The 22,908-nt window shown below is 68.7% G+C and carries 20 protein-coding genes; 11 read left to right on the top strand and 9 right to left on the bottom strand.

Annotation, left to right across the window (positions count from 1 at the left end; all coding sequences use genetic code 11):
- Positions 1 to 151: 151 nt before the first annotated feature.
- Entirely contained in the window at positions 152 to 1,168 is a 1,017-nt protein-coding gene (locus tag F4X11_14455) for a hypothetical protein (GenBank protein ID MYN66210.1), read from the top strand.
- Positions 1,169 to 1,222: 54 nt separating this feature from the next.
- On the opposite strand, the gene F4X11_14450 is transcribed toward F4X11_14455, so the two are convergent.
- Together F4X11_14450 and F4X11_14445 are read right to left on the bottom strand one after the other, a co-directional pair.
- Entirely contained in the window at positions 1,223 to 2,029 is an 807-nt protein-coding gene (locus tag F4X11_14450) for a hypothetical protein (protein ID MYN66209.1), read from the bottom strand.
- On the bottom strand, positions 2,030 to 2,947 hold the full coding sequence (locus F4X11_14445; GenBank protein ID MYN66208.1) for a PEGA domain-containing protein: 918 nt from the start codon (positions 2,945 to 2,947) through the stop codon (positions 2,030 to 2,032). It abuts the gene before it with no gap.
- Between the two features lie 5 nt (positions 2,948 to 2,952).
- Between F4X11_14445 and F4X11_14440 the strand changes: the two genes are divergently transcribed.
- From F4X11_14440 to F4X11_14430, 3 genes are read left to right on the top strand one after another with little or no spacing between them, the layout of a single operon-like run.
- Positions 2,953 to 4,164 carry a Gfo/Idh/MocA family oxidoreductase gene (locus F4X11_14440; protein ID MYN66207.1) on the top strand — a complete coding sequence of 404 codons (1,212 nt, stop codon included), beginning with the start codon at positions 2,953 to 2,955 and terminating at the stop codon, positions 4,162 to 4,164.
- Positions 4,165 to 4,175: 11 nt separating this feature from the next.
- On the top strand, positions 4,176 to 5,696 hold the full coding sequence (locus F4X11_14435) for a GMC family oxidoreductase (GenBank protein MYN66206.1): 1,521 nt from the start codon (positions 4,176 to 4,178) through the stop codon (positions 5,694 to 5,696).
- Entirely contained in the window at positions 5,693 to 6,205 is a 513-nt protein-coding gene (locus tag F4X11_14430; GenBank protein MYN66205.1) for a VOC family protein, read from the top strand. The genes F4X11_14435 and F4X11_14430 overlap by 4 nt, the downstream gene beginning before the upstream one ends.
- A gap of 40 nt (positions 6,206 to 6,245) precedes the next feature.
- Here F4X11_14430 and F4X11_14425 read toward each other — a convergent pair whose 3' ends face one another.
- Positions 6,246 to 8,099, bottom strand: a complete 1,854-nt coding sequence (locus tag F4X11_14425; protein MYN66204.1) for a hypothetical protein — start codon at positions 8,097 to 8,099, stop codon at positions 6,246 to 6,248.
- Positions 8,100 to 8,355: 256 nt separating this feature from the next.
- Here F4X11_14425 and F4X11_14420 point away from each other — a divergent pair, with 256 nt between their 5' ends.
- The 3 genes from F4X11_14420 to F4X11_14410 all read left to right on the top strand — a co-directional run bounded on the left by F4X11_14420 (position 8,356) and on the right by F4X11_14410 (position 10,464).
- A complete protein-coding gene (locus F4X11_14420; GenBank protein ID MYN66203.1) occupies positions 8,356 to 9,441 on the top strand; it encodes a VOC family protein in 1,086 nt (361 codons plus the stop codon).
- Positions 9,442 to 9,458: 17 nt separating this feature from the next.
- A complete protein-coding gene (locus F4X11_14415) occupies positions 9,459 to 9,680 on the top strand; it encodes a GIY-YIG nuclease family protein (protein ID MYN66202.1) in 222 nt (73 codons plus the stop codon).
- Positions 9,681 to 9,834: 154 nt separating this feature from the next.
- Positions 9,835 to 10,464: a Uma2 family endonuclease gene (locus tag F4X11_14410; GenBank protein ID MYN66201.1), complete on the top strand. Its 630-nt coding sequence runs from the start codon at positions 9,835 to 9,837 to the stop codon at positions 10,462 to 10,464.
- Positions 10,465 to 10,479: 15 nt separating this feature from the next.
- On the opposite strand, the gene F4X11_14405 is transcribed toward F4X11_14410, so the two are convergent.
- The 5 genes from F4X11_14405 to F4X11_14385 form a co-directional block, all read right to left on the bottom strand.
- On the bottom strand, positions 10,480 to 11,586 hold the full coding sequence (locus F4X11_14405) for a hypothetical protein (protein MYN66200.1): 1,107 nt from the start codon (positions 11,584 to 11,586) through the stop codon (positions 10,480 to 10,482).
- Positions 11,587 to 11,748: 162 nt separating this feature from the next.
- Positions 11,749 to 13,236, bottom strand: coding sequence for a sodium/proline symporter (locus tag F4X11_14400; GenBank protein ID MYN66199.1), 1,488 nt, complete (start codon positions 13,234 to 13,236; stop codon positions 11,749 to 11,751).
- 5 nt (positions 13,237 to 13,241) lie between these two features.
- Positions 13,242 to 13,802 carry a hypothetical protein gene (locus F4X11_14395; GenBank protein ID MYN66198.1) on the bottom strand — a complete coding sequence of 187 codons (561 nt, stop codon included), beginning with the start codon at positions 13,800 to 13,802 and terminating at the stop codon, positions 13,242 to 13,244.
- Between the two features lie 126 nt (positions 13,803 to 13,928).
- Positions 13,929 to 14,249 carry a heavy metal-binding domain-containing protein gene (locus F4X11_14390; protein ID MYN66197.1) on the bottom strand — a complete coding sequence of 107 codons (321 nt, stop codon included), beginning with the start codon at positions 14,247 to 14,249 and terminating at the stop codon, positions 13,929 to 13,931.
- A gap of 173 nt (positions 14,250 to 14,422) precedes the next feature.
- On the bottom strand, positions 14,423 to 16,228 hold the full coding sequence (locus F4X11_14385; GenBank protein MYN66196.1) for a hypothetical protein: 1,806 nt from the start codon (positions 16,226 to 16,228) through the stop codon (positions 14,423 to 14,425).
- Between the two features lie 113 nt (positions 16,229 to 16,341).
- Here F4X11_14385 and F4X11_14380 point away from each other — a divergent pair, with 113 nt between their 5' ends.
- From F4X11_14380 to F4X11_14365, 4 genes are all read left to right on the top strand, one after another.
- The gene (locus F4X11_14380; GenBank protein ID MYN66195.1) at positions 16,342 to 17,427 is read left to right on the top strand and encodes an MBL fold metallo-hydrolase; all 1,086 of its coding nucleotides are present in this window, start codon (positions 16,342 to 16,344) and stop codon (positions 17,425 to 17,427) included.
- A 234-nt stretch (positions 17,428 to 17,661) separates the two neighbouring features.
- Complete coding sequence (locus tag F4X11_14375; protein ID MYN66194.1) at positions 17,662 to 18,678, top strand: hypothetical protein; 1,017 nt, start codon at positions 17,662 to 17,664, stop codon at positions 18,676 to 18,678.
- 129 nt (positions 18,679 to 18,807) lie between these two features.
- A complete protein-coding gene (locus F4X11_14370; GenBank protein MYN66193.1) occupies positions 18,808 to 19,932 on the top strand; it encodes a hypothetical protein in 1,125 nt (374 codons plus the stop codon).
- Positions 19,933 to 20,017: 85 nt separating this feature from the next.
- Positions 20,018 to 21,373: a PQQ-binding-like beta-propeller repeat protein gene (locus F4X11_14365; GenBank protein ID MYN66192.1), complete on the top strand. Its 1,356-nt coding sequence runs from the start codon at positions 20,018 to 20,020 to the stop codon at positions 21,371 to 21,373.
- A gap of 1,003 nt (positions 21,374 to 22,376) precedes the next feature.
- On the opposite strand, the gene F4X11_14360 is transcribed toward F4X11_14365, so the two are convergent.
- Positions 22,377 to 22,784 (bottom strand): type II toxin-antitoxin system RelE/ParE family toxin, encoded by a 408-nt coding sequence (locus F4X11_14360; protein MYN66191.1) that lies wholly within the window; start codon positions 22,782 to 22,784, stop codon positions 22,377 to 22,379.
- Between the last annotated feature and the right edge of the window lie 124 nt (positions 22,785 to 22,908).

Here is a 22,908-nt window from a genome sequence, read left to right as displayed (position 1 = left end):
GCGTTGAGTGTGCTCGACGGTCGGCTCGGTGACCGCGTGCGAGCGCTCGCTGGACAGCAGGCAGTGCGACACGCCTGATGATTCGCATGGGAGACGATGTAGTTCACGCCCAACTTGCAGGCGTCCGGCGCCTGCCATGATGGAGGAAGAGATGAAGCACCATGGGGTGGTATTGGCGATGGCGATGTGTGTTGTTCTGATAGGCGCGGCGCCGGCGGCCGGTCAGACCGCGTCGGCGGACGGGGCGGAGTGGAGCGTGCCGCGGATGCCCGACGGGCGTCCCGACCTCCAGGGGGTGTGGGCGAACAACGCCGCGACCCCGCTGGAGCGGCCCGGGTCGCTGGCTGACCGCAACGAGTTGAGCGACGAGGAGGTCGCCGCGCTGACGCAGCACGCGCGCGAGCTCTTCAACGGCGAGACGGATGCGGCGTTCGGGGACAGCGTGTTCAATGCAGCGCTGGCGCAGGAGCAGGGTTTCAGCTCGTCCGATGCGGGAACCGGCAACTACAACCAGTTCTGGCTGGTCGATCGGGACTTCGAGAACCGCACTTCCCTCATCGTCGATCCGCCGGACGGGCGCGTGCCGCCGCTCACCGACGCCGCCCAGGCGCGAACGGACGCCGCGCGCGCGTATCGACGCGACCATCCGGCTGACTCCTATACCGACAGGAACAACTCCGACCGGTGCATAACCTACGGCGTCCCCCGGATTCGGGCCGGCTACAACAGCTACTTCCAGTTCGTGCAGACGCCCGATCACCTCGCGATCCTGAAGGAGCTGATCCACGACATCCGCATCATCCCGATCGGCGGACAGCCGCACCTGGATGACCGGATCCGGCAGTGGATGGGTGACTCCCGCGCGCGTTGGGAGGGCGATACGCTGGTCGTGGAGACGACGAACTATTCGGAGAAGAGCAACTTCATGGGCTCGGCCGAGCACTTTCGCCTCGAGGAGCGCTTTACCCGCGTGGGGCCCGACACCCTGAATTGGGAGCTGACCTTCAGCGATTCCACCCACTGGACGCGCCCGTGGACCGCGTTGATCGCGCTGAAGAAGAGCGACGATCCCGTGTTCGAGTTCGCGTGCCACGAAGGCAACATCGCGATGGAAGGCATTCTCGGCGGTCACCGGGTCGAGGAGCGGGAGGCCGGCCAGGAACAGTAGCCCGCGGCCCCTTGCGTCGGGAGCCCGCGCTCGTCCACGCGGGCTCCCGCGCTCCTACGGAGGGCCCAACTGCAGGCCTGCGCTCGCGGTGAACCCCCGCAGCCGGTCACCCTCGGCGCCTGCACGCCCGACGAAGCGGTAGCCGGCGCCGCCCCCGATCCGCAGCCAGTCGGTCACGTTCAGGTGCACGGAGAGTTGCGGGTCCGCAATCAGGAAGTCCTCGCGGTAGCGATACGTGAACGAGCTCGGCCATTCGAAGTTGTCGTTCCACGCCCGGTGGCCTTTGGGGGACCACCCGCCCCGGTGCCGGCCGTGGCGAGGTCCGCTGTACGACAGACGGGCCGCATGGCCGTGCAAAGGGTGGAAGATGGGTATCTCGAACGTCGAAGAGAGCGTTGCCCGACCGAACCCGAACAGGCTGCGCAGGCTGAAATCCACCCGCCCGCCGGGGTTCGCGAACCACTCGACGAGGCCTCCGCCGTACGCCATGTCGACGCCGGCCGATTCGCCCGTCAACCAGTAGGCGCCGGCGCCGACGAGCAGCCGGCGGTCCGTGATGAATCCCCCGTAGAGTCCCGCCAACGCCCCGGAGCCTCCGTCGATGCTGGTGAGCTTCAGGTCCGGCGCGACGATGAATCCGCTGCGAATCCTCTCGACCGTCAGGCGACTCTCGGCCGCCGGCTCCTGCGCCGACGCCGTGACGCCGCCGAGTAATCCGACCAACGCCAGGATCGCGAAGACGGCTCCAGGCCATCGCCGCGCCCGCCGCAGCCGCACCTGTCGACCATCCCGCCGTTTCTTGCCGTCAATCCGCGCGCTGCACCGCAGCGTCTCCTCCATCTCTACACCCGGACCCGGCATCTACTCTTCCTCCGTTCGGGGCAGACTCACGTTGATGACCGTCTGCTCGCCCGGCAGCACCTCCACGTCGGCGCGATAGGTGCGGTGACCGTCCCGTGCGACTTCCAGGTCGTGAATCCCGGCGCCCAGATCGAGGACGAGCTCCCCGAGCCCCTCGTGTCCCACCCAGCGCTCGCCGTCGACGGTCAGAACGGCATCGAGCGGGCGGAAGCGCACCACCAGCATCCCGAACTCCTCGACGCCGGCGGGCTGCACCAGCGGGGCGGGCGCCTGACTGCCGCCGGTCGGCAGCGGCGCGACCGGCTCGGGCCGCGGCGGTTGCTGTGCACCGTCCTGCAGCGGCTGCATCTCGTGGCGGATCCGGTAGGTCTCGCCGGGCGCCAGGTAGAGCGTCTGCCGGATGCTCTCGTAGCCGTCCAGGTAGAGCTCGATCTCGTGCTCGCCGGGAGACAGGCGCAGGCGTTGCAGGAACCCGTCGTAGCTGTCGACGATCCCCGTGTAGTACCCGTCGACGTAGACCTCCGTCTCTTCCGGCTCGACTTCGAGCCGGACCGCGCTGCTGTAGGCGTAGCCGCCGTAGTACGGGGAGAGATGCGGCGCATAGCCGTACGGGAAGGGATACGGTCCGAAGAACGGATCGTGGAAACCGGCGTACAGACCGTACGGGCGGTAGAAGCGGCCGACCACGAACGGTGAGCGGGCCGGAATCACGGCGCGGATCGGGCGTGCTCCGGGGCCCGGCGGACGCGCTGCCGCGCGCCCCGAGGGTCTTGCGGACGGGCGGCGTTCCTGGGACTCCGCCGCGGCCGGAACCGCTGCGACACCGGCGCCGATGACGGCAGTCATCAGGATGACGGTGGAAAGACGACGCGTTGTTTTCATCTCGACCTCCAAGCGACGAGGGCAGGACGCTGGCATCTGGAATGCAAGGGCCGTTCCGGGAATCGATTTCCGAAACAATGCCGGTGACGGGCACTGCGCGGGCGCCGCGCGGGCGCGGCGGCGGTCCAGGTGTCACGCATCGGCGACCTGGGTGTCCACCCGGCAGGACAGGTGTCCGCACGGATCGCCGATGCCGGCGGTTCGTTCCCGGACCGGGTGGAGCGCGGTTGCCTCGTCCGGATTGGCGGGTACCGGATAATGGCGCCGTGCCGACGCCCGTCCACCTCGCGTTTCTCGGTTGCGGCTTCATCACGGGGGTCCACAGCGGACACCTGCGGCGGCTCGCGGACGACATCGCGCCGAGCTACGCCAGCCGTGACGGCGCCAGGGCGGAGGCGTACCGGGTACGGCACGGGGGAGTCCGGAGCTACCCCGACTATCGCGGCGCCATCGACGATCCGGGCGTCGACGCCGTCGTGGTTGCGGTGCCGCCGCGGTTCCATCTCGACCTGACGCTCCGGGCGCTGGCCGCCGGGAAGCATGTACTGGTGGAGAAGCCGGCGTTCCCGCGGATGGCCGACTACGAGCGGGTCCGCGAGGCGCGCGACCGCGCGGGCCGGGTCGTGCTGGTGGGCGAGAACGATCACTACAAGCCGCTGGCCGTCTGCCTGCGCCGGCTGTTGGCGGACGGCGCGATAGGCGAGCTGATCCTGGCCCACTTCACGACGCTGGTGCGCAAGTTCAAGGGAGCCGGAGACTGGCGGAACGACGAGTCGATGGCCGGCGGCGACGCGTTCTTCGAGGAGGGGATTCACTGGCTGCACATCGCCAACAGCCTCGGACCGGCAATCGACTCCATTCACGGCTTCCGGCCGCCGCCGGCGCGGAGCGGTCCGGACGCGCGCGCCAAGACGATGCTGGCGGCATTCCGCTACGACAACGGCGCGGCCGGGTCGCTGTACTACTCGCGCGAGGTGCCGTCGCTGTTGCGCGGCGTACGCCTGTCGAAGCTGTTCGGCCGCGACGGCATCATCACCTTCGAGTCGAACGGCGGGTTCGTCGTGGTGCGCGGGCGCGCGCGCGCGTGGCCGGAAGTGCTGTTGCCCGGATTCCGCGACATCCGCGGCTACCAGGCGATGTACCGGGACTTCGCCCGGTCGATCCGCACCGGCGTTCCTCCCGAGATGAGCCTGGAGGCGGCGATGGCGGATCAGCGCCTGATGGAACGGATCTACGCTACCGCCGGCGAGTGACGGCCAGCCCCATGCCACAGCGCTTCGACATCGTCATCATCGGCAGCGGCGCCGGCGGCGGCACCGTGGCGCGGGCGCTGGCGTCCACCGGTGCGAGCATCCTCATCGTCGAGCGGGGCGGGTTCGTGCCGCGCGAGCCCGAGAACTGGGATCCCACCGCGGTCTGGAAGCACCTGCGCTACCGAACGACCGAGACCTGGCTCGACCGCAACGGCCGGCCGTTCCTGCCGTACACCCACTACTGCGTCGGCGGCAACACGAAGTTCTGGGGCAGCGTGCTCTACCGGCTGCGGAAGGAGGACTTCGATGCCGTGGAGCACGTCGACGGGGTTTCGCCGGCGTGGCCCATCGACTACGCGACGCTGGAGCCGTACTACGAGCGGGCCGAGCGGCTCTACCAGGTGCACGGCGAGGCGGGGCACGACCCGACCGAGCCGCCGCGCGGGCCGTATCCGCACCCGCCGATTCCACACGCGCCCGAGATCGCCGAGGCGGTGGAAGCGCTTCGCGCCCAGGGCCTGCATCCGTCGCCGCTCCCGCTCGGGCTGATCGACCCGGGCGCGCCGGACGGCTGCATCCTGTGCGACACCTGCAACTCCTTCCCGTGCCGGCGTCATGCCAAGAGCGAGGCCGAGGTCTGCTGCATCCGGCCGGCGACCGGGAAGGAGAACGTCACGCTCTGGACGCGCGCCTTCGCCCGGCGTCTGCTCAGCGACCCGGGCGGCCGGCGCGTCGAAGCGGTGGAGGTCGAGCGCGACGGAGAGAGGCTGCGGGTCGAGGCGCCACTCGTCGTGGTCGCCTGCGGGGCCGTCAACTCCGCCGCCCTGCTCCTGCGGTCCGCCGGCGAGCGGCATCCGGACGGGCTGGCGAACTCGTCGGGGCTGGTCGGCCGCCGCTACATGGCGCACCTGGCGACCATGATGCAGGGGTTTCATCCCTTCCGGCTGAACCACGCGGTATTCCAGAAGACGGTGGGGATCAACGACTTCTACTTCGCCGGCTCGCAGACGCGCTACCCGCTCGGCCAGATCCAGTCGCAGGGCCGGACGCACGGCGTGATGGGGCAGACCGTCGTCTCGTGGGTGCCCGTCGGGGCGTACGATGTCTGGATGGCCCGCGGCAGCGACTGGCTCGCCCTGTCCGAGGACCTTCCGCGCCCGGACAACCGCGTCACCGTGGGGGCGGACGGCCGCATCCGGCTCGAGTACCGTCCGAACAACGCCGGCGCGCACCGGCGCCTGGTGCGGAAGATGCGGCGGATACTGCGCCGGCTGGGTTACTGGCTCGTCATGACCCATTCGCACAAGACGAAGAACACCACGCACCAGTGCGGAACGCTGTGCTTTGGGACCGACCCGCGCACGTCCGTGCTCGATCCGTTCTGCCGGTCGCACGACGTCGAGAACCTGTTCGCCGTCGACGCGTCTTTCTTTCCGTCGTCCGCCGCCGTCAATCCGGGCCTGACCATCGCGGCGCAGGCGCTGCGCGTGGCCGACCACATCGCCGAGACCGATCTGAGGAGCCTGTCGTGAGAGCCCGATCCTTCAGCCACGCCGGCATCACCGTTTCCGACTTCAACCGGGCGGTGAAGTTCTACTGGGACGTCTTTCGCTGTCCGCTCGTGGGCGTCGCCGACCAGCCGCCGGACCGCGTGCGGAGCTTCTTCGGCGTCGACGCCGAGACGCCGAGCTGCAAGGTGGGCTGGGTCCGGGTGCCGGGCGGGGCGGTGCTGGAGATCTTCGAGTTCCGGCCCCGCCAGCCGGCGGTCGACATCCCGTGGAACCGGGTCGGGCTGACCCACATCGCCTTCGACGTCCGCAACACGCAGAAGTGGTACGACTACCTCGTGAGCAAGGGGGTCGAGGTCGTCAGCCGGCCGGAGCGCTCCCCGCGCGGCCACTCGTTCTTCTTCGCGAAGGACATGGACGGCAACCTGATCGAGTTGATGGACCTCGGCTACAAGTACCACGTCCTCGGTTGGCTCGGACCGCTCGGCGGGTTCCTGTTCCGGCGCGGGATGTACAAGCGCTACTACGAATAGGCGCGGCGCCCGGCGCGCGGCCTGGCGCGACCGGAGGGCGTCACCCCGGCGGCATGCCGTAGCCGAGCGCGCGGGCCGCCTTGCGGAACGCCTTCTCGGAGGCGGTTCGCACGACGAGCTGGCGCTCGCCGGCGCGTTGGCACAGCCTGGACGTGCGCGCGTCCGTGGCGAGCCGGGCGGCGATCTTCGCGTCCGCGCATTCGACGAGCAACGCCGTGCCCTGCATTCTGAGGGCGCGGGCGCCGCGCTCGGCGTCGCGCAGGAACCCGTCGACGGTTTCCGGCAGGGGCTGATCGTCGCGCGCGGCGAGGAACTGGCGGAACGCTTCCGGGTCGTGGCCGTTCTCGATGGCGGACAGCGCCTTGTCTCCATCCAGACGCCAGACGCCGTCCTCTGCCTCGTCCGCGTAGGTCTCCAGCATCAGCCGCTCGTCGGGCGACAACGCGGCGGCCGCCTGCAGCCAGAGACCGGGATAGACGGTCAGGGCCGCCCGCGCCGGCGGTACGCTCGGCTCGTAGACCTCGGCGAGACCCAGGCAATATGCGCCCAGTGGATTCAGCCGGAAATACTGCAGGCCGTCGTAGCGGCTCAGGTACGCAAGGTCGTCGGCGCCCCACATGTGCGTGAAGTCCGGCCGCGCATCGGCCGGATCGGTGTAGGCGACGTCGATCAGTCCCAGGGTGGCGGCGTACTCTAACAGCAGGCAGAGGAGGTACCGGCCCTGGAGAATGTGCCAATCGTGAGAGCCGTTGTATCCCAGGCTGCCGTACTCCGGCTCCGAGAGGTACAGATGCCAGGGGTCGCGGGTCACGTCGAAACGGAAGGACGCCGCCTGCATGAACTCCGAGAAGTCGTCGAAGCGCACCCACCGGCCGACCGGGCATTCCGCCAGCGCGTCGGCGACCACCGGCCGGCGACCCGACGCGGCGGTCAACGATCGGCGGCCCCTGCCGCGGGACTGGCCCTTGATGGCTTCGACCCTGCTGAACTCGTCCAGCAGCGTGGTTCCGAGCCAGCGCTTCCAGAGACGGCGCAACGTCTCCGCCGCTGGCGCCGCGAGAGCTGCGCGACCCGACTTCGTCAGCGCGAGCCGGGACCCACGCAACTCGGCCAGTCTGGCCGCCTGCATCAGGCACGGCCAGGCGAACGCTCTGATCGGACCGATTTCCTGCTCCCGTTCCGGCGTCTCGCCCGCCGCCGGCTCCAGGAAGTCGCCCCCTTCGAGCACCGCGGCGATGGACCGGCTCGCCGCCGCTGACGGCCGCCGCGTCTTGGCGCTCACCGCGACCCGGCCGCCGTCGATGAGTCGCAGTACCGCGAACAGGTCGTGGTGGGCGGCCCGTTCCATGTCGCGCCGGGTCAGCGCCACCGGATCGAACTCCTGCTTCTGGCCGCGGTGGAGGTATCGGAACCGGGGCTGCTGCACCGTGTCGGGCAGGTCGTCGTCGGCGGCGAGCTCGGTCTCCGGCGGCGGCGGGACGAACGCTCGCAGGCGCTGCGCCAGGTCGGGCGGGATGATGGTCGGGGTCTCGTAGCGGTGGCTTGCATAGAGGAACAAGCGCAGCACGGGGGCTTTCGTCCGTGAAGCGTCCGGGTCGAAGCCGAAGGGCAATTTGCCGTACTTCGCCTTGAACGCGTGTGGATGGAAGATGGAGTGCGGGGTGCTCAGGGCTTCGCTGACCGCGAGCTGCTGGGTCTCGTCGAGCCGGTTCCAGAGTTCCCGCAGGGAGTTGTCGGACAGGTGGCGCTCGATAGCGGCCACCATGTCCGCCTTGCGCGTGGGTAGTGGTCTGTCTATCGGCAGCAGACGCATCAGCGGATGAAGCGCGTCGCCGGGCAGAAGCGAGAGCGCCTCGGATACCGTGGCCGGTGGTGGAGTGAACGCGGGCGCCATGTGAACTCCCCAGCGTGTGGACCGTCTCGTCGCGTGTCCGGCGCAGCGTGCCTGCGCTCGATGCCGGCCGGTCCGGTCGCCCCGGTTCGCCCTCGCCGGCTCGACGTCGTGAGGCGAGGATGACACGCGACGCCCGCCGATCCGGACGCGGGCAGCGAAACCAACCCTGCCAAGTCTTCCGCGAGGGCGACACGGGTGAGGCGACTATAATGTACCGCCACGCCACCGGGTCCCCCCTTTCGACAGGAGCCGAGCCATGCACGATATCCTCGCCGCCGCCGACGACGTTCGGCGCAGGGATGGCGACTCACGCCTGACGCGCCGGTCGTTCATGGGATCGCTGGCCGCATTGGCGGCGGCGCCGGCCGTCCTGCCGCGGACCGGTCTGGCGGCCGGACAGGCGAGCGGACCGCCGATACCGGTGCGTTCCTGGAACCACCTCACGTTGACCGTCACCGATATCGGGCGGTCGCGGGAGTTCTACCAGGGCCTGTTCGGGATGACGATCGCCGCGCGCCAGGCGCGGACGCTCGTCCTGCGGATCGGGAACGGCCCGCAGTTCCTCGCCCTGGGCGGCGGAAGACCCGACGTGCAGCCCCGCATCAGCCACTTCTGCCTGACGGTGGACGACTTCGACGACGCCCGGCTGGTCAGGATCCTGGGGGAGAACGGGGTCGCCCCGGCCGAACCGGGGGGCGGGAACGCACCGCGGCGCGTGCGCATCCGGATGCGCGGGGCCGAGTTCGGCGGGGCGCCGGAAGGCACTCCCGAGCTCTACTTCGGTGATCCCGACGGCGTCGTGGGCCAGCTCCAGGACGTTACCTACTGCGGCGGTGAAGGGCTGCTCGGCGAGCTCTGCGAGACGCCCGAGCCGCCGCCGGGCGCCGGCTTGATCGCGCTCCACGACATCAACCATTTCACCGTGTTCGTCTCGGACCAGCAACGGTCCATCGACTTCTACCAGGGGCTGTTCGGGATGCCGATCACCCGCTCGCAGGGGGCGCTGCCGCTCCTGTCGGTCGGCTCCGGCCGACAGTTCCTGGCTCTCGCGCAGGGGCCAGGGCCTGCCCGTATCCACCACGCGAGCATGTCGATGGAGAACTTCCAGCACGAAGAGGTGATGGCCACGCTCGAGGAATTCGGCATCCGCCCCCGGGCCGCTGGCGCGCAGGGACCGCCCGGGCCGCTTACGTCCTACGTGACGATGCGGATGCCGGACCGCGGCGGCGCGCCGGAGGGCACGCCGGAGCTGTACTTCACGGACCCGGACGGCATCCTGCTGCAGATTCAGGACGTTCGCTACTGCGGCGGCGGCGGGTATCTCGGCGACGTCTGCGCGTAGGCTCGAGAACCCGCGGCATGCCGACCAGCAGAACCGCGTACAAGTACCACTTCAAGTTGGGAAACAGGATCGTCCACACCGGGATCACCGGTGATATCGATCGCCGAGAGGCCGAACACCAGCAGAAGTCTGGCTGGGAGAAGGGGCACATCTTCCAGGTCGGCAACCGGACCACCCGGGCCGCCGCACGGGAATGGGAGAACGAACAGAGAGAGAAGGGCAAGCCGACGGGCCCGTAGAGGTCCGTTGCGGAGTTCCGGAGTCGGAATCGGAGCGTACACGACCCACGAAGGATCGACTGACCGCCCGCATTGGCGCAGGATCCAGCGCCGGCAGGATCGCTAGCCGATCCTGCCGGCGGTTTCTTCCGTACCCGCGTGTTACAGTGCAGTCATGCCGACAACCGTGTCGGTCGCGGCAGGCTTCGATCGCGAGCTGCTCACCGCGGAGGACTTCTTCGGGTGGCTCGACACGGAGCGGTTCGCCGATCTCATCGACGGGGAGATCTTCGTGCATTCGGCGGTGTCCATTCGGCACGCGGATCTCCTGAATTTCCTCGACGGGATCCTGCGGGCGTACGTCGACCGCCGCGACCTCGGCTTTCTCTACCGGGAAGCAGTCGCCGTACGGCTGAGCTCGCGGAACGTGTTCCTTCCCGACCTGGCGTTCTACCGCGCCGGCCGCCGGCGCCAGATTCGGGACACGCATGTCGAAGGAGCGCCGGACTTCGTCGTGGAGGTCCTGAGCCCGCGCACCGCGGACCGCGACGTGGGGCCGAAGTTCGCCGAGTACGAGCAGCACGGGGTCGAGGAGTACTGGATTCTGGATCCGGCTACGCTCGCCCATCGCTTCTACCGGCGGCAGGGGGAGTTGCTCGTGGAGTACGCCGCCGGCGCGGAGCGGATAGATACGCGTGTCGTGACGGGCTTCTTCGTCCGGCGGGAGTGGCTCGATCCGGAGAACCTGCCGTCGATTGCGGCGACCCTCGCCGTGTTGCCGGGATACGGGTCGCGAGAAGGGTAGCCGCGGCGGCTGGACCTACACGAACCGGACGAGCCGCACGTTGAGGGTCCGGGTCGGATCCTCGGTTCCCTTCCACTGGACCAGGATCGGGCTCTGGTAGGTGCCCCAACCGATCTCGCCGAACCCGTCTCCGCGGCGGTCCAGAATCGGCAGGCTGATTCCGCGCTTCATGCGCAGGAAGTGCGAGACCGGAAGAGCCAGGGCGCGGTTCACCAGGCGCTCCACCACCGAGCGGCGCACGCCGACCCGATCCATGAGCTCGTTGAACAACTGGACGGCGTCGTACTGGGCGTAGTTGAGCGCCCGGGCGGGGATGGTCAGCGGCGCCTGGAGCGCCTCCCTGCCCATCTTGCCCATCTGCACCATGAAGCGCAGCGGGTTGCCGATGACCTCGCGCAGGTCGTGGTTCATCAGCAGGGTCTCGTACTCGTTCACCGTCAGCCCGGCGTGGCGTTCTTCGGCAGGCAGGGAGACGTCGAAGCGCCCGAACGTCACTGCATGCTTCCGCGCCAGGTTCTGCAACTGGTCGATGAAGCCGAGCCGCGGGTCGCGCAGGTTCTGGGCGTCGATGGAATGCGACGATGCAGGTAGCTGCACCTGCAGACGGACGACATCTTCCTCGCGATTGTAGGCGATTACCGTCGTGCGCCGCTGGCGGGTGCCGCCGACGTGGACGCCGTCCAGCTCCACGAACCATACCGGCTCGTCGCCCTGCTGCGCGTAGGAGACGCAGTTGCGCAGCCCGCCGCCCATGAACGTCAGATGGGAATCGGCGTTGCGGGGCTCGCTGGCGCGCTGCTCGTCGGACAGCTCCGTGCGCAGGTGCAGCTCGTCGTGGACGTAGCCCGCGCCGGGAGGAAAGAGCTTCTGGAAGACCTGCAGATAGTCCTGGATGTTGTCCCCGTCGTGATCGAGCACCTCCGCGAGACGCCGGTCCAGGTAGCCGGCGGTGGTGTGGTCCGAGATGTAGAACGCCTTCGGATAACGCGTGAACTCGGACCCGAACCTCTCGCGCAAGGTGCCCCGGACGTCGATGAGGTCGATGCGGGACGCGGGCTGGATGCGCAGCGTGGCGTGGAAGGGCTCGTCGCCGGCGTCGATGTGCCGATTCGCCAGGATCATCGGCTGTCGTCAGGGTTGTTGCCTGGGAGTCTGCGCCGTGGAACGATTCCCGGATTAGTGTAGAACACGGGAATGACGCTGTCGATTCAGCCCGCCGTGCGCAAGGTCACGGAGCCGGGGGGACGGGTCGAAGCGCCAGGCCCGCGACGCGTTTTAGGGGCGCTACAGGTCCATGACCGCCTCGATGTCGGGGTCGATCCGCGGCGGCGGCGACGCCAGCGAGATGCCGAAGAACAGCGTCATCGACAGCAGCAGCGCGACGAATCCGCCGTTGATGCCGTAGGGGAGCGCCACCCCGAACAACTCGATCCCGAAGTTCACGACGAGACTGCTCGCGATGGCCACGTTGGCGGCCGCCGCGGTGGCGCGTTTCCAGTTGAACCCGATGGCGACCGCCGGCACCAGCGCGGCGGCGAACGTCCCCCATCCGAAGGCGCCGAGCAGCGCCACGAGATCCTGCCGCGAATGGAGCACGAAGACGGCCGATCCGACCGCCAGCCCGGCCGTTGCCACGCGCGCCCAGAACAACTGGTTCGACAGCGGCCGCCCGGTCAGCGCCCGCGGGATGTCGTGCACGACGGCGGCGGCGCCGAGGTTCAGAAAGCTGTCCGCGGTCGACATGATCGCGGCGAAGAGACCTGCGAAGACGATGCCGGCCAGCATCGGGCCGGCGTGGAACTGCAGGAACTGCGGCGCCGCCTCGTCCGGATTCGCCAGTTCGGGATGGCCTCCCTGAACGACGAGCGCCCGCATCGACAACCCGATGCCGAGCCACAGGAGCGAGCACAACACGTAGCCGGCGGCGCTGACCGGCAACGTGCGGCGCGCGTCCTCGACGCGGCGGTTCATCATGAACTTGGTGATGACATGCGGCTGACCGGCGCTGCCGAGCACGAAGACCAGGAACCAGGACAGGGAGCCCAGCATGCCCAGCGTGCCCCAGGGGGAGATCGCCTCCGGGTCGTCGGCGATCAGCGTGGTCACGAGACCGGGCAGTCCGCCGTCGACGGCGTTCAGCGCGGCGACGAACACGAAGATCGCGGCCACGATCATGATGCCGCCCTGCACGAGGTCGGTGTACACCGACGCCAGGATGCCGCCGGTCACGCAGTAGAACACCAGCACCGCGCAGGCGATCGCCATGCAGGCCGCGAGGGACACTTCCGGTAGGAACGACACGTTGTTCAGCACGTCGCGCAGCACCGTCGCCATCGCCAGAATCTGCGTGCCCAGGTAGCCGACCACGCCGAGGAGAATCGCGATCGCCGTGAGCAGGCGCGCCTGCTCGCTGCGGTAGCGGGCCGCCACCGCATCCGGCAGGGAGATGGTGTCGCGCAGCTCCGCCACCATACGCAGCCGGGTGGCCAGCAGGTAGAACGAGCAACTGAAGGCGAGCGGGGCGATGACCGTCATCCAGGCCGAGCTCAGCCCCATGCGATAGACCAGCCCCGGTCCGCCGACGAAGCCGAATCCGCTCATCTGGCTGGAGAAGATCGCCAGGCCGGTCACGAGGATGCCGAGGTCCCGGCCCGCCATGAAGAAGTCGCGCGTCGACGTGGTGCGCCGCAACGCCCAGACCCCGACCCCGATGCAGACGGCGAAATAGGCGGCGATGCACAGGAACGTGACGAGGGAGCGGGTCTCGTCCATCGTCGTCAGTCCTGGCGGCGGCGGGCTTCGGCCAGGATCGCGCGGAACCGCGCCGACTGCTCGCCGGTCAGCACCGCGCGGCGGAAGATGCGGGCGTAGAGCGCCACGACGAGGAACTGCGCCGGCCAGAAGCCGTACAGAAACCACGCGGTCGGCGCCGGCAGCGCGAGGAACGGCAGCGGCGCGGCGGTGTCGAGGTAGCCGCGATAGGTGGCCACCATCATCGTGAAGAGGACGCCGAGCAGGACGCCGCACGCCGCGAGCCGGTATCGGGCTCGGCCGGCCGGGGCCAGGCCGAGCATCAGGCAGCCGACGATCAGGGCGAGCTGCAGCAGTCCGAAGGCCCAGGCGAGCCACAGGATCGGTGCGTGGCGCTCGGCGCCGGATCCGCCGTGATCCATCGACGCGAACGCCGGGTGCGTCACCCCGTGCCCGGCGCGGACGCGCTGGACCCCGCCGCCGGAAGCCGGCACGTCCTCGTACGGCGTTTCCTCGATGACGAACGCGACGGCCGTCACGAGGCACAACGCGACGAGGATGCCGAACAACACGACCGGGAGGTTCACGCGACTCCGCATCGTGGTGGCCGACGCGGAGTGTAGCGCGTTGTCGTCGAATCCGGATCGGCGTTCGGCTTCGGCGTCGCTACCTCCAACCGGCCGGTCGCGTGCCGGCGGCGGGTACGGAAAGCGTCAGCCGAGCGTGACCGCGGTGCCGCTGACTGTCACCATGAGCATGCTCCCGCCCTGCCCGACCACTTCGTAGTCGAGGTCGATCCCGATGACGGCGTGCGCGCCCTGTCGCCGCGCCGCGTCCTCCAGTTCCCGGAAGGCGAGGTCGCGCGCCTTCTGCAACTCCTGCTCGTAGGCGGCGGAGCGACCGCCGACGATGTCCCGGATGCCCGCGAAAAAGTCCTTGAAGATGTTCGCCCCGACGATGGCCTCTCCGGTGACGATGCCCCGGTAGTCGCGGATGGACCTGCCTTCGATGCCGGGCGTGGTGGTCAGAATCATGCGTGCGCCTCCTGATCGATATGGACGCGAAAGCGGCGCGCACGGTTCAGTTGCCCCCGGGAGGATGCCCGGAGGACGCTTCGGGGGCACGCCCTCGGCCCCGCGCAAGATGGGATGGCCGCCGCGTGGTTGCCGTTCCGCGTCGGGTCTGTGGTGCGTCCGTCGGGCTCTGCCTACGCAACGCAGCAGGCACAGCTCGGTCCGCTCGGGGAGAGGCTGCTCGTGGCGTTGCTTGCGTTCGGCGCCGGCCGGCTCGTCGTCGGGCCTTCCGCCGCCGCGCCCGGCCCCGCTGCCGTTGCGCCGTGAGCCGGCCGTTCCCGCCGGCGGGCTTCGGCGATCCGTTCTCCCGGTCCCCGATAGCCGGTGAAGATCTGGTAGTGCCGCATGTCGATGGTCGTATCCAGGCGGATGGCGTTCGGCCCGTCGACGCTGAACCGCCGGAACGGTTCGCCGTCGCAGAGGATGAAGACGTCGTCGGTGCTCGGCAGGTTGGTGACCCGCCACGTGGTATCCAGGCCGCGGCGGTCGGACGCGGCGGCGTAGGTGCCGACGTGAAGCGCGCCGCTCCCGGTGTCGTTCCACGCTTGGTAGATGCCGAGCGAAGGAAAGTCGACGCCCTCCACGGTCGGGGCCGCGAACTTGTCCAGATGCGGGGCCTCGAAGGCCCGGTACCAGGCGTCGCCCAGACCGACCTCGGACACCATCATGCTGGCGCTGCGCTGCCCCCGCGGGTATGCCTCGTCGAAGCCGAACCACCAGCCGAACATCTCGTCGTCGTCGCCGAAGAAGCGGGGATCGTACTCCCGCTCGGCCGCCGCCCGGAGCCGCGCCACCGCGGTGTGGTCGCCGAGCTCGCGCGCCATCACCAGCCCCGGTTGCGACGCGCGGATCTCGACCCGCGGGTCGTTCCAGCCCAGGGCGTTCGCCGCCGACTCGTAGAGAAACGTGGCCAGCTCCCGGTCCTGCGGCAGCAGCAGGAACGCGGTTCCGACCCCCGCTCCGGGGCCGCCGTTGGCCTTGTGATTGACGATCGGGTCGTAGTAGCTGGTGACCCATTCCAGCCTGCCGTCGTTACCGATCCCCAGGAAGTTCTCCCGCGCGTACTCCAGCCAGCCCTGCACGGGCCGGTGCGTCGAGCGGCCGTGGATGCTGTCGTACAGGTACATGCCGAGCCCGGCGGCCGCGTTGCACGGGAACCAGATCTTGGTGTTCTCGCACTGCGGTCCTTCCGGGCGCTCGCGGTACTGCCGCTCGAGCAGCGCCGCGATGCCGTGCTGGTCCCACTCGAACACTTCGTCGCCGTAGCCGGTGACCCCGAACGGCCGCTCGTACTTGTCGTCGCCCGAGATGTAGCGGTAGATGCCCAGCACGAGGTTGAACCAGCCCCGGAAGAAGAGGTTGCCCTCCGCGCCGATCGGATCGCGCGCGAGGCCCCAGGGCTCGATGCCGTTCGCCGTCCAGCCGATGCGGTTGTAGTTGCCCCGGAGACGTTCGGGGATCATCTGCATGACGTGCGGGGGATAGTTCGCCCGCCGCGGGTCGTCGCCGATCTGCGTCAGCCAGTCGATGGCGCCCCAGTAGGTGGGGTAGCGGCTGGCGAGTCCGTCCGCGATCCGCGTGTAGACCTCGCGCCACGCCGGCGTCTCGTCGGCCATGAGCAGCAGGGCGTACGAGGAGTTGTGCAGGTCGAAGCGCCCGTAGCTGGTGACGACCGGGTTCGAGTAGCGGTCCCACCACATGTGCGGGACGCCGTCGGCGCTCCAGTCGTCGGGCGTGGTCGCCTTCTCCCACAGGAAGCGGAGCCAGCCGCGCGCCCTGCGGTTGAGCGTCGGATGCACGGACCGTGGCGTCTCCGCGGGAAGCTGGGGGACCGGCCGGCCCGCCGCGGCCATGGCGGTGGACGAAAGGGCTACCGCGCCGGCGGCGGCGCCCACCTGCTTGACGAACGCACGCCGCGACTGTCCATTGCCTGTCGTCATGCCAGCCTCCCGAGAACGCCGCACTTTCCGCACTATAGCCGAGAAGCCGGGCGGCGGCGCCCGGACGCATCGTCCGTGCCGCGGATCCGGCGCCGAACCGGTCGCGCGGCGGGATGGGAGAGGCAGCCGGAAGGGATAGCGTCCGCCGGCCGCGGGCGGTAGGATCTGGTCACAACGGTCGGTCGCCTGTCACGACCGGTCCGCTGGAGGGGGACGACAGCGAGAGTCGAAGCGGATCCGTGAGCGAGCCGATGGAGGGAGCGATGCTACGCATGGTCTGTCTCGGAGTCGTGACCGCGGTGGGCGTCCTGGCGACGGCCGCCGCCAACGTGGCGCAGGAGCCGGCCGAGGAGCCGCGCGCCAACCTCGTGCTGCACGAGGTGGCGCACAACCTCTACATGCTCGCCAACGATCCGGCCGAGCAGGGCATGCGCAGCGGCGGCAACACGGCCATCTTCCTCACCGCGTCCGGCGTGACCCTGGTCGACACGAAGATCTACGGCTACGGGCAGGACATCCTGGCCGAGATCGCGAAGATCACGCCGAAGCCGGTGACGACCATCATCAATACGCACACCCACTACGATCACAGCGGCGGCAACGTCGAGTTCTCCGACTCGGTGAACATCGTGGTGCACGAGAACACCGCGGCGCAGATGTCGCGCGAGACCTGCGAGCCGGTGACCAACTGCGACGCGTTCAAGGGCGACAACGCCAAGTACCTGCCGCAGACCACGTTCGCGGACCGGATGACGCTGTTCGGCGGCCCGGACGCGATCGACCTCTACTACTTCGGCCGCGGGCACACCGACGGCGACACCTGGATCGTCTTCCGCGGCGCACGCACCCTGCACACCGGCGACATGTTCGCACGCAAGGGTCTGCCTTTCCTCGACGTGGCGAACGGCAACGGCAGCGCGCTCGAGTTCGGCGAGACCCTGCGGAAGGCCGTCGCCGGGATCCCGGACGTGGACATCATCATCCCGGGCCACAACGACGAGACGCTGGTGTGGGACGATCTCGTGAACTACAGCACGTTCTACAACGGCATCGTCGACGCGGCCAAGGCGGGCCAGGCGGCCGGACAGTCGGTCGAGGACGTGGTCGGCGGGTATTCGGTGCCGGTGCAGCTCAGGGACTTTGCGGCGGAGCCGGGCCGGCTCCAGTCGGTGGTGCAGTACGTCTTCGACGGACAGTAGCACCCGCTCGGCGTCGCCCATCGAGGACGTCACCGAGTCGTCGGTGGTGCAGTACGTCTTCGACGGACAGTAGCACCAGGGCGTAGACTTCTGGTCAGGCCTGCTTGGGCGGCGATCGGAAGCTGCGGCGCGACCGCCGCGGTCGCGTTCGGCGACGATTGCCGGGCCAGGATTGCACGACTCGGCGAAACGAATGACCCGGACTCGGGCGGGTCGCAGAAAGGAAGGTCCACCGTGGCCAATCGAATGCTCGCGTCGTCGTTCGCGGTCGTCGTCGCCCTGGTTTTGGCGCCCGCGCCCGCGGCGCACGCCCAGGACGTGGCAGAGGATGCTCCGCCGCGCACCGCATGGGGCGCTCCGGATCTGAACGGCGTCTGGGACTTCCGCACGCTCACGCCGTTCGAGCGGCCGGAGGATCTGGCGGATCAGGCGTTCTTCACCGAGGAGCAGGCCGCACAGTTCGAGGCCGACCGTCTGGCCGCCTTCGAGATCCGGGACACCATCGAGCCCGCGGACGGGGTGGGCAACTACAACCAGTTCTGGTTCGATCCGGGAGATACGGTGGCCGCGACCAACCAGACGTCGCTGGTCATCGACCCGCCCAGCGGCCGCGTTCCGCCGCTCAACGACATCGCGCAGGCGAAGCTGGACGCGGAGATGCTGGCGCGCGAAGGCGTCAATCGCCACGAGCCGACCCCCGGCGGCTTCCTCGACACGCTCGGCTCCGGGATGTTCGCGGTCCGCTGCATCCTCGGCTTCAACTCCGGGCCGCCGATGACGCCGGGAGGCTACAACCAGAACGTGCAGTTGTTCCAGACCGAGGACCACGTCGTGCTGCTGAACGAGATGGTCCACAGCTCGCGCGTGATCCCGCTCGACGGACGCTCGCATCTGCCGGATGGTCTGCGGCAGTGGATGGGCGATTCGCGCGGGCACTGGGAAGGCGACACGCTGGTCGTCGAGACCCGGAACTTCCTGCGCGAGACCAGCTTCCGCCGCGGCGTCACCACCGCGGCGTTGAACCTCGTCGAGCGCTTCACGCGGGTTTCCGAGGGGACGTTGTTGTACGACGTGACGGTCGAGGATCCGAACGCCTGGGACCGGCCGTGGACCTACCGGATCCCGATGACGAAGAACGATCAGCCGATCTTCGAGTACGCCTGCCACGAGGGGAACTACGGCCTCTACAACATCATGGCCGGGGCGCTCGAGAAGGAGTTGGCGGCCGAGGCCGCGGCGGCCGGCCGCTAGGAGTCTGCGCCGCCGAAACGGCGTAGACCCTCTGGCCGGGCCCGGTTGGGCGGCAATCGTCGCCGGCGGATGGAGGAGGGGCGCGCCGCGCAGTCCGCGGTGCGCCCGTTTCGAGTGCGGGAGGAGACGATGACCAGTCGATTCGTCGTTGCGTGTCTCGCCCTGGGGCTGGCGTTGCCGGCGGCGGCGGGGCAGGACGGGATTCCGCGCACGCCGGGCGGCAAGCCCGACCTGTCGGGTACCTACGACACCGCGACGCTCACGCCCCTGCAGCGCCCGCCGCGTTTCGGCACGCGGGGGACCTTGACGGCGGAGGAGGCGGCACTCATCGAGTCGGATCCCGGGGCGCTCAGGACGCTGTACAGCATCGCGCCGAGCGGGTCCGACGAGCGTCGCGAAGCCCGTATCGCCGAGACGGGTGAGCAGGAGGCGGAGCAGGTGGCGCCGCCTGTGGGCGGTGACGGCTCGGCCGGCGCGGCTGGCAACGTCGGTGGCTACAACACGTTCTGGGTCGATCGCGGCACCGGTGTCTTCCGGATCGACGGTGAGTGGCGTACGTCGATCATCACCGATCCGCCGGATGGCCGTCGTCCGCCCCTGACTGCCGCGGCGCAGGCGCGCGCGGCGCAACGGGCGCGTTTCTTCCGCCCCAACAGCGGGACCGCTTGGTGGCTCGAGGACGATCTGGACGCGCCCGGCCCCTACGACGATCCCGAGATTCGTCCGCTCGCCGAGCGCTGCCTTCTCGGGTTCGGATCGGTGGGTGGTCCGCCGATGCTGCCCGTGCTCTACAACAACCTGAAGAAGATCGTGCAGACCGAGCACCACGTGCTGATCCACGTCGAGATGGTGCACGACGCGCGCATCGTGCGGATGAACCAGGAGCACGCGCCGCCCGAAATCCGGAGCTGGCTCGGCGACTCGGTGGGCCAATGGGAGGGCGACACGCTCGTCGTCGACACCACCAACTTCAACGACACGCCGGCCCTCGGCGGCGCGTCGCGCAACCTGCACGTGGTGGAACGGTTCACGCGCATCGCTCCGGATGCGCTGCTCTACGAGTTCACCGTCGACGACCCGACGGTCTGGACCGCGCCCTGGAGCGGCGAGTACGTCTGGCCGGCCACGGACGATCGGGTCTACGAGTACGCCTGTCACGAAGCGAACTACTCGTTCCGCGGCATCCTCGGCGGGGCGCGAATTCTCGAGCAGGACGCCCGCGCGGCGGCCGAGGTTGAGGGCGGCCGCAAGTGATTCGCGGGCGACCGGATCATCCTTGCCCGGCCGGTAGGGTGAGGCAACAGCGCCGACACGGTCCGTGGAGGACGGAGGAGATCCCGTGCGCAAGATCCTGAGTCTCGTGGGTGCAATGGTGATCGCGGCAGCAGCCGTCGAGATCGTCTCGGCGGAGGACTGGCCGCAGTGGCGCGGCGCGGACCGCCTCGCGGTCTGGAACGAGACCGGCATCGTCGAACAACTGCCGGCGGAGTTGCGCGTCGCGTGGCGCACACCCGTCCGGTCGGGGTACTCCGGTCCGGCCGTCGCTGACGGGCGCATCTTCATCACCGACTGGATGGAGGATCCGGCGTCGCGCACCCTCGACGGCACCGAGCGCGCGCTGGCTCTCGACGAGGAAACCGGCGAGGTGCTCTGGACGCACGAGTGGCAGACCAGCTACCGGATGCTGTCGGTCGCCTATGCCGTGGGTCCGCGCGCCACCCCGACGGTAGACGGAGACCGCGTCTACGTCGTCGGCGGGACCGGGCGGCTGTTCTGCTTCGACGTCGAGACCGGCCGCGTGCTCTGGGAGAAGGACTACGTCGCCGAGTACGACACCAGCGTGCCGGTCTGGGGCATCGTCAGCGCGCCGCTGGTCGACGGCGATCGGCTCATCACGGTGGTCGGCGGCGAGCCCGACGCGCTGGTCATGGCGTTCGACAAGCACACCGGCGAGGAGATCTGGCGGGCCATCGAGACGGGCTCCGAGATGGGCTACGCGCAGCCGGTCATCTACGAGGCGGGCGGGGTCCGCCAACTGATCGTCTGGCATCCTCTTGCGCTGGCGTCGCTCGACCCGGAGACCGGCGAGGTCTACTGGGAGCAGCCGTGGGACGTGTCGATGGGCGTGACGGTGGCCACCCCGGTGCGCAGCGGCGACTACCTGCTGGTCTCGCAGTTCTTCAACGGCTCGATGATGATGCGGCTCAGCCAGGACCGGCCGGCCGCGACCCATCTGTGGCAGGGGCAGAGCCGCAGCGAGCTGCCGGGCGATACCGACACCATCCACGCGATGGTGACGACCCCGATCATCATCGGCGACTACGTCTACGGGGTCGACAGCTACGGGGAGCTGCGGGCGCTCGACGCACGGACCGGCGAACGGCTGTGGATGAGCCCGGACATGACCGCGCAGGCGCGCTGGGCCACCGCGTTCCTGGTGCGCCACGAGGACCGCTACTTCGTCAACAACGACGACGGCTTCCTGATGATCGCGCAGTTCACGCCGGCGGGCTACGTCGAGCTGAGCCGCACGCGGCTGATCGAGCCGACGGGCAGCTCCGGCACCCGGACGCCGCACGGCCGCATCGCGTCCCGGGTGATCAACTGGTCGCATCCCGCCTACGCGAACGGCCACATCGTACACCGCAACGACCGGGAGATCATCCGCGCCTCGCTACGGGCCGAGGACTACTGACGCGGCTGGCCGGGAGTGCCTACGATGCCGATATGACTTCCTCGGTACATGATGAACGCGGGATAACGGGGCTTCTGGTTCGCGTCGGTGTTGACGGAACGTACGGCGGTTGGAACGCACCGGTAGACCCGGACGACTGGTCGTTCGTGTACGTCCCCATTTCTGAATATGCCAACAACCAACGCTCCGGGATGGAGACGTCTTATCGGGCGTTCGAGGCCGCCCTGACGGGCTGGCCGAGGATGCCTGAACGACTCGCGCGCATGAGTACGCACCTCGATCCAGATTTCGAGTGCCTGACCTATGGCGACGACGTGAAACGCGGGAAGAAGATTGCGGCAATGAAACCCGGGGACTTTGTCGCATTCTATGAGGGTCTGCGCCCTGTACGCCCCACAGACGACAATCTATTGTACGCCCTCATAGGCCAGATGTTTGTCAAGGAAGTCCTTCGAGCCAGGGAAGTCTCAGGGCCTAGGTTGCATGAGAATGCGCACACCCGCTGCGTCCCGGGAACTTATGAACCCTCGGATGTGATTCTTCGCGCTGCACCCGAGCGTAGTGGTGGGTATTCGAGATGTCTGCCCATCGGAAACCGGCGAGTCGGGAGGCCACGGCCGGAGAGTCCCAGCCGGAGACCCGGTCCGGCGTATCGAGTCTTGTCGGAACTTCTCGAGTCGTGGGGCGGCCTCTCCGTGCACGACGGCTGGATTGAGCGAAGTGCTACGCCACCGTCATTCAGCAGGCCCGACAGGTTTCTGAAGTGGCTCAGTGGGCAGAGTGTCGAGCTGCTTCACTCGAACTATTGATCGCAACATTGCTACCCGGCAGCACAATCGACAACGACCGGACGCCTATTCCTTCTCGTCATCGGCTCTGAGCTTGGGCGGCAACTCCGCGCAGCCGGAAAAGGGCGTTTCTCAGTGGCGTCCTTACGAAGGCGTGCCCGAAAGTCGGCGGCGGTAGCCGCGAAGCAGGTGGGCGACCGTTCGGGAACGTGGCCTCAGCGATACGCATCCTTGCGGTGCAGGACTCGGAGAATCTCGACTTTTCTCAACCCGAATCGATAGGAAATGAGAATGCGCCAGTCGCCGACACGGAGCCGCCATTCAGCGTCACGGTCCCGAAGGCGCTTGATATCGCCGGCACCGGTGCTCGCGTGTCGTTCGATGGCGTCAACGACGCGGGCGCGCGTCGGCCGATCCAGTTGCTTCAGATCGCGGACGGCTCGACTCGAGAACTCTACGGTCCAGGTCAGAGGTCGAGCTCCCGCTTCACCTCGTCCAAGGTGTGGGTTCGGCCGGCCGCCAGGTCCTCCCGTCCCTCGTCCAGGAATCGGCGTCCTCGTTCGCTCAACTCCTCGTCCTCTTCCGGGGCGGCCGTCGCGATTCGGACCAACGGGTCGCCGCATTCACTCAGGTATTCCAGATACCGCGCGGCCGCGTGGACCTCTGCTTCCGGCAGGTGGTCGACCAGGCGATGCAGACGCTCTTTAGGATCGACTTCCATGGTGGTTACTGTATCACCCACGCCTG

Source organism: Acidobacteriota bacterium, from assembly GCA_009861545.1.
GTDB lineage: Bacteria > Acidobacteriota > Vicinamibacteria > Vicinamibacterales > UBA8438 > WTFV01.
This window is presented reverse-complemented; position numbering and strand designations above follow the sequence as displayed.

Excerpts from the sequence above, each read along its gene's own strand:
- F4X11_14455 (MYN66210.1), top strand. The coding sequence starts at position 152 with ATGAAGCACCATGGGGTGGTATTGGCGATGGCGATGTGTGTTGTTCTG.
- F4X11_14450 (MYN66209.1), bottom strand. The coding sequence starts at position 2,029 with ATGCCGGGTCCGGGTGTAGAGATGGAGGAGACGCTGCGGTGCAGCGCG.
- F4X11_14445 (MYN66208.1), bottom strand. The coding sequence starts at position 2,947 with ATGCCAGCGTCCTGCCCTCGTCGCTTGGAGGTCGAGATGAAAACAACG.
- F4X11_14440 (MYN66207.1), top strand. The coding sequence starts at position 2,953 with ATGCAAGGGCCGTTCCGGGAATCGATTTCCGAAACAATGCCGGTGACG.
- F4X11_14435 (MYN66206.1), top strand. The coding sequence starts at position 4,176 with ATGCCACAGCGCTTCGACATCGTCATCATCGGCAGCGGCGCCGGCGGC.
- F4X11_14425 (MYN66204.1), bottom strand. The coding sequence starts at position 8,099 with ATGGCGCCCGCGTTCACTCCACCACCGGCCACGGTATCCGAGGCGCTC.
- F4X11_14420 (MYN66203.1), top strand. The coding sequence starts at position 8,356 with ATGCACGATATCCTCGCCGCCGCCGACGACGTTCGGCGCAGGGATGGC.
- F4X11_14415 (MYN66202.1), top strand. The coding sequence starts at position 9,459 with ATGCCGACCAGCAGAACCGCGTACAAGTACCACTTCAAGTTGGGAAAC.
- F4X11_14410 (MYN66201.1), top strand. The coding sequence starts at position 9,835 with ATGCCGACAACCGTGTCGGTCGCGGCAGGCTTCGATCGCGAGCTGCTC.
- F4X11_14405 (MYN66200.1), bottom strand. The coding sequence starts at position 11,586 with ATGATCCTGGCGAATCGGCACATCGACGCCGGCGACGAGCCCTTCCAC.
- F4X11_14400 (MYN66199.1), bottom strand. The coding sequence starts at position 13,236 with ATGGACGAGACCCGCTCCCTCGTCACGTTCCTGTGCATCGCCGCCTAT.
- F4X11_14390 (MYN66197.1), bottom strand. The coding sequence starts at position 14,249 with ATGATTCTGACCACCACGCCCGGCATCGAAGGCAGGTCCATCCGCGAC.
- F4X11_14385 (MYN66196.1), bottom strand. The coding sequence starts at position 16,228 with ATGACGACAGGCAATGGACAGTCGCGGCGTGCGTTCGTCAAGCAGGTG.
- F4X11_14380 (MYN66195.1), top strand. The coding sequence starts at position 16,342 with ATGGGAGAGGCAGCCGGAAGGGATAGCGTCCGCCGGCCGCGGGCGGTA.
- F4X11_14370 (MYN66193.1), top strand. The coding sequence starts at position 18,808 with ATGACCAGTCGATTCGTCGTTGCGTGTCTCGCCCTGGGGCTGGCGTTG.
- F4X11_14360 (MYN66191.1), bottom strand. The coding sequence starts at position 22,784 with ATGCGGCGACCCGTTGGTCCGAATCGCGACGGCCGCCCCGGAAGAGGA.